The organism is Gordonia sp. SMJS1 (assembly GCF_029866425.1).
Taxonomy (GTDB): Bacteria; Actinomycetota; Actinomycetes; order Mycobacteriales; family Mycobacteriaceae; genus Gordonia; species Gordonia hongkongensis.
This window is the reverse complement of record NZ_CP123381.1, coordinates 189383-204962: the sequence shown is the minus strand read 5'-3', so window position 1 is coordinate 204962 and position 15580 is coordinate 189383. Positions and strand designations below refer to the sequence as shown.

Here is a 15580-nt window from a genome sequence, read left to right as displayed (position 1 = left end):
GGTATGTCCCGGCACTCCACGCGGATGGGCCCCGTCCGGCACAGATCGTCTTGCGTCCCCGACGGCCGAGGTGGCCCGGCGGGCGGTGGACCGGCATGATCGAAGCCGTGTACGACGTGACGATCCGGGACGACTCCATCCGACTCGGCCAATTCCTCAAACTCGCCAACCTGATCGAGTCAGGGGCCGAGGCCAAGGAGGTGGTCGCCGACGGTCTGGTCACGGTCAACGACGAGGTGGAGACCAGGCGCGGCCGTCAGCTGACGATCGGCGATGTGGTGTCGGTCGGCGGGATGAGCGTGCGTGTCGTCACCGAAGGCGACGTGCCACCTGCCCCCTGATCCGAAGAAGCGTCCCCCATTGCTCCCTGAGGTGCGAGCGACGACCTCCTGCTCCCTGAGGTGCGAGCGAAGCGAGCCTCGAAGGGCGCTAGGACCGGACGCCGAACCGTCTGAGCTCGGCGGGTGTGATGAGTCGTTCCGCTTCGGCGGGGAACATCGTCGTGGAACCGCGGCGGCCTCCGAGTCGCCAGCCGGTCAGCGAGTTCAACAGAGAGCCCCGGCGGGGCGAGTGAAATGTGTCAGCCAACTTCATGACCAATCACTTCCTGATACTTCACATTCGTTACAACGGACTGGAACTTTGTTTTACTGTAGCGGCTGTTCCCGGTCGTGTCGCCGGACTTTCCAGTAGCTTTCGCCACGCCCCCGCGACTGCCGACACGTGTGAATCCCGCAGCTCCGGTTCCCGAAACGGCGAGTGCCGCACACGACGGCTAGATCGATCGTCGCACGAGAACTGTTACCTCGCGCGTAGCGACGCGCCCCTCACCTGCATGAATGACCCGGGCGGGCAGGCGACCACTCGCCCACCGCGGTTGCCGTCGAACGACCGAAGCCGCCGACCCGGGAATCGGGCCGGCGGCTTCGGTGTGATGGACGACGATGGCGGTCAGTGCGCCTCTCGGCAAACAGGCCGCTCGAAGCGGCAAAGGGTGGGACCCGGGGCATTGAGTCCGTCACCGTCGCGGGGTACAACCGCGCTTCCGCACGAGGTATTCCACGGGTCGTCCCACTCTTCCGGCCCGCTATCCCGCGGCACTGGCGCGGCGTCGGCGGACCCGCTTCACGACGAACCAGGCGACCATGAGGACCAGCACGGCGATCACGATGTTGCTCAGCACGCCACTCCACCGTTCGAGCGCGGGGGCGATGGCCGGACCGAAGCCGAAGCCGATCCCGATCCACAATGCGTTCCACACGCCGGAGCCGAGCGTCGTGTAGGCGGTGAAACGCCAGAACGGCATCTTCTCGATCCCGGCCGGGATGGAGACGAACGATCGGACGAGGGGCACGCACCGACCGAGGAGAACCGCCATTCCGCCCCAGCGGACGAAGTACTCCTCCGCCTTGTCGAAGTCGTCGTAGTCGAGCAGCGGCATCCGGCCGACGAGTCGCCGGGTGCGATCGCGGCCCAGAGCCGCGCCGATCCAGTACCAGAGCCAAGCCCCGACGAGCGAACCGATGGTCGCCGCGGCCCAGGCGAGCCAGACGTTCATACGGCCCTCGTAGGCGAGGAAGCCGGCGCCGGGAAGAACGGCTTCGGACGGAATGGGCGGCAGGAAGGTCTCGAGGAGGATCGCCACCCCGACACCCAGCTCGCCGAGCGTGTCCATGAGGTCGAGAATCCAGCCGATGAAACCGCTGTGACCTTGCGACGGGTCGGTCTGGGCGAGTATGGCGGCGAGCTGCGTTGGCAAGGAATGTGTCCGTCTGTCCGAGGGCGGGCGGCTGGTCCCCGGCTTCGGTGACCACTTCGGCCGCCACTCTAGTCGGACGTCCGATTCATCCGGTTCTCGTGCAGGTCAGTCGACCGGCGCCGTCAGGCGAGGCCGGCGAGGAACCGGTTGGCCCACTGCACCGCAGTCACGCCGGGACGGACCTCGAAGTCCCGGTAGGTGCCGTGCGACCCGGACTGGAGGAATTGGTTGAACGACCTGATCTGCTCGCGAGCGCGCGCGTCACCGAGCTCCTGCGCGATCTCGCCGGGGCCGCCGAGGGTGAGCAGTTCGGAGAAGATCGCGCCCGCCTCGGCCTGGTACTGCACGATCTGGCTCGGCGTCGGGTCGCTGGTCTCGGCGAGGTAGCCGACGATCCGCGTCACGTAGTAGTCGCGTGGCACGTTGCAGTAGACGTCGGTGGGTTCGCAGAGGGTGAACGCCCTGGGCAGGACCCACCCCATGCCGTCGAGGCGTGGTCCGCCACTTCCCTCACCCCTCAGGGCGGGGCCGATGAGATTGTCCCGCTTCGACCGTCGCGGGTCCGCGATCAGCACGACCCCCGCGACCTGACCCGGACGGATCGCGGCGCGACCGGTGCCGATCTCGGATGCGAGGTCACCGGCGGCGTCGGCGCCCTGGCTGTAGCCGACGAGCGCGATCCGGGTACCGGGGCATCGTCGGAGCATCTGAAGGGCGAGCCCCGTGGTGTTGGCAACCGCCTGTGCCTTGGACTTGCCGTAGATCGCCTTCTCCCACGGGAACGCCGTCGCGTCGTATCCGACGTACTGCACGCGGGTTTCCGGTCCGAGCCCGGCGGTGACCTCCCCCAGCACACCCGGGCTGGCGCCGTTGGACCAGGTCCCGGGGACCGCGAGCACGTAGATCTCCGGGCACCCCCGGGGCGCGGCAGTCGCCGTCGGGACGGCGAGCACACCGCCGGCCAGGATCGCACACAGCAGGGCGCATACGGTCGCGATGATCCGACGCATGGTCCGTTCCCTTCGTACCAGCCGAGGAGGCAGCTTTACCGCCGAGTCTAGGTCGGGCGTCCGGCGGGCGTGTTGCCGCCTGCGGAACTCCCGTGGAACGACGGATCTGCCTACGCAGAACTCCCGCCCACCCTGAGCGGGTGAGCGGGAGTCGAGTACTGCTGAGTGCGACGCGCGATCAGCGCTGCGCGACCTGCGTGGGCACGATCGGTGCGGGCAGGTCCGACGCCCCGGTGAGGAACGCGTCGGCGGCCGCGGCGGCCGAGCGCCCCTCGGCGATGGCCCACACGATGAGCGACTGTCCGCGCCCGGCGTCGCCGGCGACGAAGACACCCGGCTGACCGACAGCCGCGAAGTTGCCGTCGCGCTTGACGTTTCCGCGGGGGTCGTACTCGACGCCCATCTTGTCGAGGAGGTCCTCGCGCTCGGGGCCGACGAAGCCCATGGCCAGCAGCACCAGGTCCGCCTCGAGCTCGAAGTCCGAACCCTCCACCTTCTCGAAACGGCCGTCGCGCATGACGACCTCGTGCGCCTTGAGCCCGGTGACCTTGCCGTCCTCACCGACGAACTGCTCGGTGTTGACCGAGAAGACGCGCTCGCCGCCCTCTTCGTGTGCGGACGACACCCGGTACATGAGCGGGTAGGTCGGCCACGGGGTCGACTCGGCACGCTCGATCGGCGGCTTCGGCATGATCTCGAACTGGTGGACGATCTCCGCGCCCTGGCGCAGCGAGGTGCCCAGGCAGTCGGCGCCGGTGTCGCCACCGCCGATGATGATGACCTTCTTGCCCTTGGCCGAGATCTGACCCTCGACCTCGTCGCCGAGCTGCACCCGGTTGGCCTGCGGCAGGAACTCCATGGCCTGGTGGATGCCGTCGAGCTCACGCCCGGGGATCGGCAGATCGCGACCGATGGTCGAACCGTTGGCGAGGATCACCGCGTCGAAGTCGGCGCGCAGCTGCTCGACGGTGACGTCGACACCCACGTTGACGCCGGTGCGGAAGACGGTGCCCTCGGCCTCCATCTGCGCGAGACGACGGTCGATGTGGCGCTTTTCCATCTTGAACTCGGGGATGCCGTAACGGAGCAGGCCACCGATGCGGTCGGCCCGTTCGAACAACGTCACGTCGTGTCCGGCACGCGTGAGCTGCTGCGCCGCAGCGAGTCCCGCGGGCCCGGAGCCGACGACGGCCACCGACTTGCCGGTCTTCTCCGACGGCATGACCGGGGTCACCCAGCCGTTGTCGAAGGCGTTGTCGATGATCTCGACCTCGACCTGCTTGATGGTGACCGGCGGCTGGTTGATCCCCAGCACGCACGACGCCTCGCACGGAGCCGGGCACAGGCGGCCGGTGAACTCCGGGAAGTTGTTCGTCGCGTGCAGACGTTCGATGCCGTCGCGCCACTGGTCCTTGTAGACCAGGTCGTTCCACTCGGGGATCAGGTTCCCCAGCGGGCAGCCGTTGTGGCAGAACGGGATACCGCAGTCCATGCAGCGGCTCGCCTGCGTCTTCAGATGGCCCTTGTCGAAGTCGGTGTAGACCTCTTTCCAGTCCAGCAGACGCAGTTCCACCGGGCGGCGGTCGGGCAGCTCCCGCTCGGGGTGCTTGAGGAATCCTCTGGGGTCAGCCACGTGCGGCCTCCATGATCGCTTCGTTCACGTCTCGCCCGGTCTTCTCCGCCTCGGAGATGGCCAGCAACACACGCTTGTAGTCGCGCGGCATGACCTTGGCGAACTTGGTCTGGGCGGTGTCCCAATCGCCGAGCAGTGCTGCCGCGACCGGGGATTCGGTCTCGGCGCGGTGCTCTTCGATGATCGTGGCGAGGAACTCGATGTCCTCGTCCTCGAGCGGCTCGAGGTCGACGAGCTCGGTGTTGAGGTTGTCGGCCAGCTTGCCCTCGGGGTCGAAGACGAACGCCATACCGCCGGACATGCCCGCCGCGAAGTTGCGGCCGGTCTCGCCGAGGACGACGACGCGTCCACCCGTCATGTACTCACAGCCGTGGTCGCCCACACCCTCGACCACCGCGGTGACGCCCGAGTTGCGAACGCAGAAGCGCTCACCCACGATGCCGCGCAGGAAGATCTTGCCCGCGGTGGCACCGAAGCCGATCACGTTGCCGGCGATGATGTTGTGCTCGGCGACGAAGTCGTCCGGCGCGTTGCGTGCCGGACGGACCACGAGGCGACCGCCCGAGAGACCCTTGCCGACGAAGTCGTTGGCGTCGCCCTCGAGGCGCAGCGTGATGCCCTTGGGAACAAAGGCACCGAAGCTGTTGCCGGCCGATCCGGTGAAGTCGACGATGATCGTCCCGTCGGGAAGACCCTGTGCGCCATAGGCCTTGGTGACCTCATGGCCCAGCATGGTGCCGACTGTGCGGTTCACGTTGGTGATCTTCGAGGTGAAGGACACCCGCGTGCCGTGGTCGATGGCCTCGCGGCTCTGCGCGATGAGCTGCTGGTCGAGCGCCTTGTCCAGGCCGTGGTCCTGCACGCCGGAGCAGTACAGGTCCTGGTTCATGAACGGCGACTCGGGCATCGCCAGGATCGACGACAGGTCGAGCTTGCCCGCCTTCTCCGACTTCCAGTGCGCGAGCGCCTTGGTCGTGTCGAGCGCCTCGACGTGACCGACGGCCTCCTGCAGGGTGCGGAAGCCCAGGCGCGCCAGCAGTTCCCGGACCTCTTCGGCGATGTACAGGAAGAAGTTCTCGACGAACTCCGGCTTGCCCGCGAAACGCTCGCGCAGCAGCGGGTTCTGGGTGGCGACACCCACCGGGCACGTGTCGAGGTGACACACCCGCATCATGATGCAACCCGCGACCACCAGCGGCGCGGTGGCGAAACCGAACTCCTCGCCACCCAGCAGGGCGGCGACCACGACGTCGCGACCGGTCTTGAGCTGGCCGTCGACCTGCACGACGATCCGGTCGCGGAGTCCGTTGAGCAGCAGGGTCTGCTGGGTCTCGGCCAGGCCGATCTCCCACGGCGCACCGGCGTGCTTGACCGAGGTCAACGGCGTTGCGCCGGTACCGCCGTCGTGCCCTGAGATGAGGACGACGTCGGCGTGCGCCTTCGAGACACCGGCCGCGACGGTGCCGACGCCCACCTCGGAGACCAGCTTCACGTGGATGCGGGCCTGCGGGTTGGCGTTCTTCAGGTCGTGGATCAGCTGCGCGAGATCCTCGATCGAGTAGATGTCGTGGTGCGGGGGCGGCGAGATGAGGCCGACGCCCGGCGTCGATCCACGGACCTCGGCGACCCACGGGTACACCTTGTGCGGCGGCAGCTGCCCGCCCTCACCCGGCTTCGCACCCTGCGCCATCTTGATCTGGATGTCGGTGCAGTTCGACAGGTAGTGCGAGGTGACGCCGAAACGGCCCGACGCGACCTGCTTGATCGCGCTGCGACGCCAGTCACCGTTCTCGTCGTGATGGAAGCGCCGCGGATCCTCGCCACCTTCACCGGAATTCGAGCGACCACCGAGCCGGTTCATGGCGATCGCGAGGGTTTCGTGCGCCTCCGCGGAGATCGAACCGAAGCTCATCGCGCCGGTCGAGAACCGCTTCACGATCTCGCGGGCCGGTTCGACCTTCTCGATCGGAATCGGGTCGCGGTCACCGAAATTGAAGTCGAACAGGCCCCGCAGCGACGCCATCTGGCGGGACTGGTCGTCCACCAGCTTCGTGTATTCCTTGAACACCTGGTACTGGCCGGTGCGCGTGGAGTGCTGGAGCTTGAAGACGGTGTCCGGGTTGAACAGGTGGTACTCGCCTTCGCGGCGCCACTGGTACTCGCCGCCGACCTCGAGCTCGCGGTGGGCGCGCTCGGACGGGCGATCGGAGAATGCCAGCGCGTGGCGGGTCGCGACGTCGGCGGCGATCTCGTCGAGACCGATGCCGTCGAGCTGGCTGTTGAGCCCGGTGAAGAACTCGTCGACGGTCTCCTGCGAGATACCGATGACCTGGAAGAGCTGTGCGCCGGTGTACGAGGCGAGGGTCGAGATGCCCATCTTGCTCATCACCTTCAGCACGCCCTTGCCGGCGGCCTTGATGTAGTTCTTCTGCGCGGTGGCGAAGTCGAGGTTGCCGAGCACACCGCGCTCGGTCATGTCCTCGATCGACTCGAAGGCCATGTACGGATTCACCGCTGCCGCACCGAAACCGACGAGCGCGGCCACGTGGTGGACCTCGCGGCAGTCACCGGACTCGACGATGAGACCGGCCTGCGTGCGCTTGCGTTCCCGCACCAGGTGGTGGTGCACCGCAGCCGTCAGCAGCAGCGACGGGATGGGTGCGTAGGTCTCGTCCGACTCGCGGTCGGACAGGATGACCAGGTTCACGCCGTCGTCGATCGCGGCGCTGACCTTCGCACGCACCTCGTCGAGGGCCTTGCGCAGACCGGCGCCACCCTCGGCCACCGGGTAGAGGCCGTGGATGTGGACGCTGCGGAAACCGGGCAGCCCGTCGTTGGAGTTGATCTCCACCAGTTTCGCGAGCGTGTCGTTGTCGAGGACCGGCGACGGCAGCTCGATCTGACGGCACGACTCGGGGCCGGGGTTCAACAGGTCGGCCTCGGTGCCGATGGTGCCGCCGACGCTGGTCACGATCTCTTCGCGGATCGCATCGAGCGGCGGGTTGGTCACCTGGGCGAACAGCTGCTGGAAGTAGTCGAACAGCATGCGCGGGCGCTTGGAGAGCACCGCGATCGGGGTGTCGGTACCCATCGAGCCGAGTGCCTCGGCACCGGTCTTCGCCATCGGCGCGACCAGCAGGTCGAGTTCCTCACGCGTGTAACCGAACACCTGCTGGCGCAACGCGACCCGGTCGTGCGGCATGTGCTGATGCGGCGGCGCCTCGATGTCGTCGACCGCGACCAGTCCCTGCTCGAGCCACTCACCGTAGGGGTGCTCGGCGGCGAGCTCGTCCTTGATCTCCTCGTCGTCGACGATGCGGCCGGCAGCGGTGTCCACCAGGAACATGCGGCCGGGCTGAAGACGCATCTTCTGCACGACGTCGGAGTGATCGATGTCGAGCACGCCGACCTCGGAGGCCATCACGACGAGCCCGTCCTTGGTGACCCAGATCCGACTGGGCCGCAGGCCGTTCCGGTCGAGCACGGCACCCACGACGGTGCCGTCGGTGAAGCACACCGACGCCGGTCCGTCCCAGGGCTCCATCAGCGCGGAGTGGTAGCGGTAGAAGTCCCGGTGCTCGGGCTTCATCGACTCGTGACGCTCCCAGGCCTCCGGGATCATCATGAGCACGGCGTGCGGGAGGGAACGTCCACCGAGGTGGAGCAGCTCGAGCACCTCGTCGAACCGGGCGGTGTCCGACGCACCCGGGGTGCAGATCGGGAAGATCTTCGACGCCGCGTCGGCCCCGAAGGCCGCGGTGTCGATGAGCGCCTCGCGGGCCCGCATCCAGTTCTCGTTACCGGTGACGGTGTTGATCTCGCCGTTGTGGGCGACGCGGCGGAACGGATGCGCCAGCGGCCACGACGGGAAGGTGTTGGTGGAGAAGCGCGAATGCACCAGACCGAGCGCGCTCTCGACACGCGAGTCCTGCAGGTCGACGTAGAACTCCCGCAGCTGCGGGGTCGTCAGCATGCCCTTGTAGACAAAGGTGCGTCCGGACAGGCTCGGGAAGTAGACGGTCTCACGTCCGGGCCCGTCGGCGCCGGCGCCCTTGTTGCCGAGTTCGTACTGGACCCGCTTGCGCACGACGTAGGCGCGGCGCTCGAGTTCCATGCCCTCGGCGCCGCCGACGAACACCTGACGGAAGGTCGGCATGGCATCGCGGGCAAGTGCTCCGAGCGAGTTCTCGTTGGTCGGCACCTCGCGCCAGCCGAGCAGGGTCAGACCCTCTGCCTCGATGACCTTCTCCACGCCCTCGCACGCGAGGCGGGCGTCTTCCGAGCCCTGGGGCAGGAAGGCGATACCGGTCGCGTAGCTGCCCTCCGCGGGCAGCTCGAAGTCCACGGTCTCCCGCAGGAAACGGTCCGGGACCTGGATCATGATGCCCGCACCGTCGCCGGTGTTGGGCTCGGCACCCGCGGCGCCGCGGTGCTCGAGATTGACCAGCGCCATGATCGCCTTGTCGACGATGTCGCGACTGCGCCGCCCGTGCATGTCCACGACAAACGCCACGCCGCACGAGTCGTGCTCGTTGCGTGGGTCGTAGAGACCCACCGGTCCCGGAGCCTGCTTCATAGTTCGCCTCACTTTGCGCGCGAGGAGTGCACGCACTACCCGTCGTCGATGTCTGGGGCCACACCGGCCGTGTCGGGCCGCGGACCACGATGTCCCCGGCGTCGTCGTGCTCCACCCGCATCGGGGCTGACCTGGGCAGAGCCGACGATCACAGCGGCGGTGAGTCCCGGTCAGCGCCGTTGCTGACGGTCCCTTCGGGCCGCATCGTCGGGACCCGAACCACCCTGCTCATCGCAGCTACCGCGCGCAGCACGCCAGAGCGCCCCCGGGCAGCCGTATGAGCATTGTGAGTCATTTTTCCACGCGAAGGGCCCACTCTCGAAATCCGGTTACCACAGAGACACCGCCGGTGCACGTCAGACGGAAATCCGGCGATTCGGGGTCCGCCCCGGAGACGGCCCGCGCGGCGTTTCGGGAGCGTCGACGGTCGCGGCCCGATTGCGGCCGGGTCTCGCCCTGACCGATCCCGCACCCGCACGTCGTCGAGCCACTACCGTCAGGTGATGAGCGTCACCGTACCGGCCGATGAGCCCACCTCGGAAGCCGATCTCCTCGCGCATCCGTTCGGCCGCCTGGGCGTCGATCCGTACGGTTCGCGGCGTTCCCGAGCGGTCAACGCCTATCTGGCCCGCGTCACCTGGCCGATGATGACCGCGGCCGGGGTCAGCCACCCCCGCGTCACCGCGCAGATGATCCAGCGGACGCGCCCGGGACTGAACCGGACCATCGAGCGGATCAACCCGCCTCCGGCCAACACCCGGGTGGAGATCGTGCGCGAGAACTTCCGGGGTGGGCAGGTGCGCGGCGAATGGGTGATCGGCCGGCAGGCGAGCGCGCCGGACCCCGGTTCGCGAATTCTGTATTACATGCACGGGAGCGGGTACGTGGTGTGCTCGCCGCGAACGCACCGGGGCCTGGTCGGCCGGCTCGGCAACAAGACCGGGCTGCCCGCCTTCAGCCTGGACTACCGGCTCGCCCCCGAGCACGCCTGGCCGTGCGCGGGCAACGACGCCGTCCGCGGCTATCGCTGGCTGCTGTCCCAGGGGTACCGCGCCGAGGACATCGTGGTCGCGGGTGACTCCGCCGGCGGCCACCTGGCGCTCGACCTGCTCGCCGTCAACCACGCCACCGGGACCCCGCAGCCGGGTTCGATGGTGCTGTTCTCACCGCTCTACGACCCGACTTTTCAACTGGCCGTGCGTAATCAGCGAACCGGGGTGCGGGACCCGATCATCGACGCGATGTCCGCCCGCAAGATCCTGCGGCTCTACACCCGGACCGCCGACCCCGATCATCCACGGATGCGCGTCCGTCTCACCCCGGACATGACCCTGCCCAAGACGCTCATCCAATACGGGGCGCGCGAGGTGATGGGGGCCGACGCCCGGGCCACCCACGACGAGATCACGGCGCCGGACGGGGTTGTCGGTGATCCAGGCCTGGCCGGACCAGGGTCACATCTTCCAACTGATACCCCGCCTGTCGGCCGAGGCGCGGTCGGCCATCGACATCGCGGCGCGGTTCGTCGAGGTGACCGCGCCGGTTCCTTCCGACTCGCAAACCCACCCCTTTTCCACAAACCCAGCACGCTCCGACGGGATGGGTTTACGGAAATAGGGTGGGTTTGTCAGGGGGTCAGTCCGCGAGCCACGCGCCGTGCAGCCCGGCGGGGACGCGGATCGGGAGTTCGACGGTAGCAACCGGCCCGGCCGTCGGCTCGTCGGCGGCGAGAAGGTAGAAATACGAACGCATGTCGGCGGGGTCGGTGCCGATCGCGCCCCAGTGATCGCGTTCGGCGCCCGGGATGTAGATCGGCTCGCCGATCGCGGTTCCGGGACTCCAGAAGGTCTCGGTGCCGGCGGAGAGATCGTGGAACCAGAGACTGTCGGTGGCATCGGTGTCGCGGGGTCCCTTCGCCACCGTTGCCACGCGATGGTGGTCCCGGGTGAGTAACCGGTCGTCGACTCGCGGGAACTCCATGTTGAAGGCGTTGTCGCTGATCGTGTTCCGGGTGATGGTGCCATCCGGGCGGATGATCGCGCGGGTGAGCGCCGACGTCGCCGGCCGGGGTTCGGCGGCGAAGCCACCCGGGTAGCTCCATTCCACGTAGTCGACGGTGACACCGTCGTCGGGGCCCGGACCGTCGAAGGCGTTGGCGAAGTGCCACACCCAGAACGGGTCGGTCTGGACCCAGCGCACCGGGCCGCCGTCGCGCGGGATGAGGGCGATGCGCGTGCCGTCGTCGGGTTGCCAGGACAGCAGCGAGCCACCGGTCATCGCGGCTTCGAGGTCGAAGATCAACGGGCACACGAAGAGTACGAGATACCGCGACGTGAGGGCCATGTCGTGGATCATGACCGACTTGTCCAGACCGTCGACCGGGTTGGGCCCGGTTGCCGCCGTCCCGTCCGGATTCACGATCGACCAGGTGAGATACGGCGCTTCGAGGCTGTAGTTGAACAACACCATCTCGCCGGTGGCCGGGTCGATCTTCGGGTGCGCGGTACTGCCGACCCGCATCGCGCCGTCGCAGTCGGTCTTGGCCAGCGTCGCCAGTGTCGACGGCTCGAGCAGGTAGGGCTGGTCGGATTCGGCCATCGCCATCAACCGTCCGCCGTGGCGGACGATGTTGATGTCGGGCAGTTCGCGGTAGGTGCCGGCGAGTTCGTCCCCGACAACACTCGCGGGTGGCGTGTACCCGTCGGTGAGCCCGGACCAGAGTGCATGTCCGGCAGCCTCTTCCGCGATGACCATCGGGGTCCGGACGAAGCGGTTGGTGTACCCGACGCGACCGCCGTCGATGCTGATCCGGTGCACCATGCCGTCACCGTCGAGGGGATAGACGAACGATCCGATGGGATCGAAACGCGGATTGGGGCCGTTACGCAGGTAGCTGCCGCGCATATCCGCGGGGATCTCGCCGCGGACGGGCAGGTCGGTGACATCGACCTCCTCCCGCTGCGGGGCGTACACACCGGTGAGGTGGGCGTGATGCGCGAGGTCGACGATGGCGGGCGTGGGGGGCGTGGCGATGGTCATCGGATGTCCTTCGGACGGGTCGGTAGGAGGGCTGTGCCGCGGGGGTCAGCCGGCGGTCGGGGCGGTGGAGGCGGCGGGTGCGCTGGGCGCGGCGTCGGCGATTGCCCGGGTCCGCTTGACCGCGAACACGATCAGCGCGATCGGCACGACCCAGTTGAGCAGGATGTTGCCCGGGTGGCTGCCGGACACCGACGCCGACGACGCCAGCAATCCGGCAACGATGTGCGAGCAGCCCATGAGTGCGATCGCCCCGGCCCACAAGAGGCTGATCTGGCGGTTCTTCGCGCGGAACACGGGTGAGTGCCACAGGGCGGGATCGACGGTCTCGCGGGCGTACTGCTCGGTGAACGGGACCGTGAACGCGGACACGGCCATGACCGCGGCGAGGACGAACGCCGAACCACCGCGACCGAAGAACACGAGCGCTTCGTCGACCTGAGTATCACCGACGATGCCGATGAGCGCGATGACGCCGAACAGGACGACCCCGGCGACGTCGATGATCTTCCAACCGCCGCCGGTGCGGACGGCCTCGTAGATGGTGACGGCCAGGGCCAGCGCGCAGGCGGCGATCGCGGCGAGCGTGACGTGGTCGGCACCCAGGCGTTCGGCCGCCCAGGCGAACACGAACCAGGGGGCGAGTCCCAAGATCATCGATTTGGCGTTCACGGGTGGTCTCCTTCGGTACGGCCGAGGTGGGTCCTCGTTGGGGGTACACCCACTGTCCGCCGTACCGATGACGCGTACATCTGCGTCATGACGGAGAAAACTGCGCCAACCGTGCGACGATGCTCAGTTCTGCTGCCGACCCACGACGAACGCGGCGAGTTCGACGCGGGTGCGCAGGCCGAGTTTGGCGAGGGCGTGGGAGACGTGGGTCTGCACCGTGCGGGTCGAGATGAACAGTCGGTCGGCGATCTCGCCGCCGCTCATGCCGGCCGCGACCAGTTCGGCGACGGTCGTCTCGGTCTTGGTGAGACTGTCCCAACCATGGGTCGGCCGGTCGCGTGCCGCGGGGCCGAGCCGAATCCCCAACGGACGCAACCGCGAGGCCACGCGTGCGGAGCTGGTGCTTGCTCCCATGGCACGCGTCAGTCGCATCGCTCGCCGGGCGAGCTCGCGGGCGCGGTCCCGGTCTCCCGAAAGGGCGACCGCGCACGCGGCTTCCTCCCACATGCACGCCTCGGACTGCCGGTCCCCGACCGCCTGCACGATCTCGGCGTACTCGTCGGCGGCGTGCACGATCGTCAACGGGTCCGCGTCGTGGAGCACCACCGAACACATCGCGCGGGCCACCGCGACGGGCCCGGACATGGGCCGCGCGGGCGGTACCGGGAACTCGTCGAGCCCGTCCAGAATGCTGCCGAGCAGCGCGGTGTCGCCCGCACGCGCGCCGATCCGCGCGGTCTCGAGAACGACGGTGGGCAGCCAGGAGTACAGACCGAACCGGCGGCCGTGGTCCCATGCGCTGCCGGCTGTCGTCGCGGCCGCACGTAGTTTCCGGTTCGCCTCGAGCAGCAGGGCGCGGGCGTGGGTGGGCACCGGGAAACCGAACTGGTCCGGTAGTCCCGTGTCGTCCCACGCGTCGAGGCGGGTCGACGCGGCCGCCAGATCGCCGCGCAGCACGTCGACCATGGCCCGCCCGCCGACCGCCATCGACTTCCAGCCCATGTCCGCGGAGTCCGCGCGATCCAGTCCGGCATCGAAAGATGCCGCCGAGTCGTCGAGGTCGCCGAGCCCGAGAGCTATTCCGCCGCGGGTGAACTCGTGGTAGGCGGTCATCCAGTCGGCGCCCCGGCTCGATCGCAACCGGGCGGCACCCGCGAGCAGGTCGGCCGCGGCCGCCGGGCCGTGCGCATACTGTTCGATCAGCGACGGCCAGATGTCGGCCGACGACGTCGACAGTGTGCCGCCGGCGGATTCCGCCGCGTCCCGACGCGAGGCGAGCAGCGCGGTCCCGAGCGCCTCCTCCACCTCGCCGCGCAGGAACCGGCGTAGTGCCTCGGCGATCAGGCCGGACACCGATCGGGTGGACGCGTCCCGCTGGACGTCGAAGAACGGGGTGTCCGGCGCGGGCCTTCGTCCGTCGAGGATGCCCACGTAGTGCCGCAGGTCGGTGAGCGTGCCGGCGACGTCGTCGCCGACCGGGAGTCGCAGGGTCTCGTCGATCAGGTCCCGCACCCGGTCGGTGTCCCCCTTGGCGATCAGGGCGAACAACAGGATCCGATGCAGCTCGGCGAACTCGGCGATCTCGGTCGCCAGTCCCATGCCGTCCTCGGCGACGCGTGAGGCCCGGTCGAGTTGTCCGGTTCGGGCGAGGGCGAGCGCGAGTGCGGTGTTGACCCCCGCCGACGGACGTGCGGTGCCGGCCAACGTCTCCAGGAGTTCCGCCGCGACCGCCGGTGTGCTGGCGAGTTCGCTCTCGGCGCGGCGTACCGCCGCGAACATCGCGGTTTCGTCACTGCCCGAGGCGATTCGGTGATGTGCCACGGACTGCGGATCGTGCCGGGTACTGGGATGGCTGGCGATCGCGTCGTGCAGCACCGAGCGCAGCATCGGATCGAGTTGTCCGTAGGTGACGTCGGCGTAGAGGTCGTGCGTGAAGCGCAACGCTCCTCCGTCGTCGACACCGACGATCCCGGCGTCGATCGCCGACTGGGCCGGCCCGACCAGCGAGGCGGGCGGAACCGCGTCGACCGCGGCCAGTTGCGCGAGCGTCGCCGGGCGGCCCCAGACCGCGAGCTTCTGCGTCAGCTCGCGGGCACGACCGTCGAGGAGGGCGACGTGTTCGGCGATCGCGTCCTCGAGTCCACTCGGTACCCCCGACGCGGTGCGTGCGTCGACCGCCGCGTGACCGTCGACGATCCGCAGACCGCCCGACTGCTGCAGCGCGCGCAGCACCGAGATCACGTGCATCGGGTTCCCACCCGATGCACCGAGCAGCCCGAAGAGTTCGACGTCCGGTGCGGCACCGACGGTCTCGATCGAGATCCGGTGGACCTCGTCGGCGCCCAGCGGGGGCAGGGACCAGTCGACGACCTCCACTCGCGCCACCAACCGGTTCAGCAGATCCCGTTCTGGGAGCGGCCGCCGGCCGAGGAGCATCACCAGCGGTAGGACCCGCGTGGCAGGGACGAGGCGGGACAACAGTTCCAGGGTCGCCGCATCGGCGTGGTGGGCATCGTCGACGACGAGCACGAGCGGCCCGTCGGCACACAGCGTGTCCACGCGCGCGTAGAGATCGTCGTCGAAGCCATCGGGAACCGGGGTCGGCAGATCCACTCCGAGCAGCTGCCCGGCGAGTCCGAACGGTTGGCGCCACGACAGTTCGTCTGCCCGCACCGTGCGAACGGAACCATCAGTGGCAGAGGCCAGTTCCCGGAGCGTATGGGTCTTTCCGGCGCCCGGGCCGGCGGTGATCACGCCGACCCCACGGCGGGCGGAACCCGAATCGCGTTGGGCAGCGGCGACGAAGTCGTGCATTTCGTCGACCACCGCACGACGGTCGGCGGACTGGGACGCGAGCACGGACTCAGGGTATCGGCTGTGTCCGATTCGCGTGA

The 15580-nt window shown here is 68.6% G+C and carries 8 protein-coding genes and 1 pseudogene; 2 read left to right on the top strand and 7 right to left on the bottom strand.

All coding sequences use genetic code 11. The features are described 5' to 3' along the window. Positions 1-95 precede the first annotated feature (95 nt). Positions 96-341 (top strand): RNA-binding S4 domain-containing protein, encoded by a 246-nt coding sequence (locus QAD21_RS00960; RefSeq protein ID WP_065631301.1) that lies wholly within the window; start codon positions 96-98, stop codon positions 339-341. A 746-nt stretch (positions 342-1087) separates the two neighbouring features. On the opposite strand, the gene QAD21_RS00955 is transcribed toward QAD21_RS00960, so the two are convergent. From QAD21_RS00955 to gltB, 4 genes are all read right to left on the bottom strand, one after another. Then, a complete protein-coding gene (locus tag QAD21_RS00955; protein WP_137809838.1) occupies positions 1088-1759 on the bottom strand; it encodes a DedA family protein in 672 nt (223 codons plus the stop codon). A 122-nt stretch (positions 1760-1881) separates the two neighbouring features. After that, positions 1882-2769, bottom strand: a complete 888-nt coding sequence (locus QAD21_RS00950) for a cutinase family protein (protein ID WP_137809837.1) — start codon at positions 2767-2769, stop codon at positions 1882-1884. A gap of 178 nt (positions 2770-2947) precedes the next feature. Continuing rightward, positions 2948-4402, bottom strand: coding sequence for a glutamate synthase subunit beta (locus tag QAD21_RS00945; protein ID WP_205333930.1), 1455 nt, complete (start codon positions 4400-4402; stop codon positions 2948-2950). After that, on the bottom strand, positions 4395-8978 hold the full coding sequence (gene gltB, locus QAD21_RS00940) for a glutamate synthase large subunit (RefSeq protein WP_280360386.1): 4584 nt from the start codon (positions 8976-8978) through the stop codon (positions 4395-4397). Before gltB ends, QAD21_RS00945 begins: the two co-directional genes overlap by 8 nt. 503 nt (positions 8979-9481) lie before the next feature. Between gltB and QAD21_RS00935 the strand changes: the two are divergent. Then, positions 9482-10595 (top strand): annotated as a pseudogene (locus QAD21_RS00935) (alpha/beta hydrolase). Positions 10596-10613: 18 nt separating this feature from the next. On the opposite strand, the gene QAD21_RS00930 reads toward QAD21_RS00935, so the two are convergent. The 3 genes from QAD21_RS00930 to QAD21_RS00920 all read right to left on the bottom strand — a co-directional run bounded on the left by QAD21_RS00930 (position 10614) and on the right by QAD21_RS00920 (position 15545). Next, the gene (locus QAD21_RS00930) at positions 10614-12017 is read right to left on the bottom strand and encodes a carotenoid oxygenase family protein (protein ID WP_280360385.1); all 1404 of its coding nucleotides are present in this window, start codon (positions 12015-12017) and stop codon (positions 10614-10616) included. Between the two features lie 45 nt (positions 12018-12062). Continuing rightward, positions 12063-12686 (bottom strand): hypothetical protein, encoded by a 624-nt coding sequence (locus QAD21_RS00925; RefSeq protein ID WP_065631305.1) that lies wholly within the window; start codon positions 12684-12686, stop codon positions 12063-12065. 123 nt (positions 12687-12809) lie between these two features. After that, entirely contained in the window at positions 12810-15545 is a 2736-nt protein-coding gene (locus QAD21_RS00920) for a LuxR family transcriptional regulator (RefSeq protein WP_280360384.1), read from the bottom strand. Between the last annotated feature and the right edge of the window lie 35 nt (positions 15546-15580).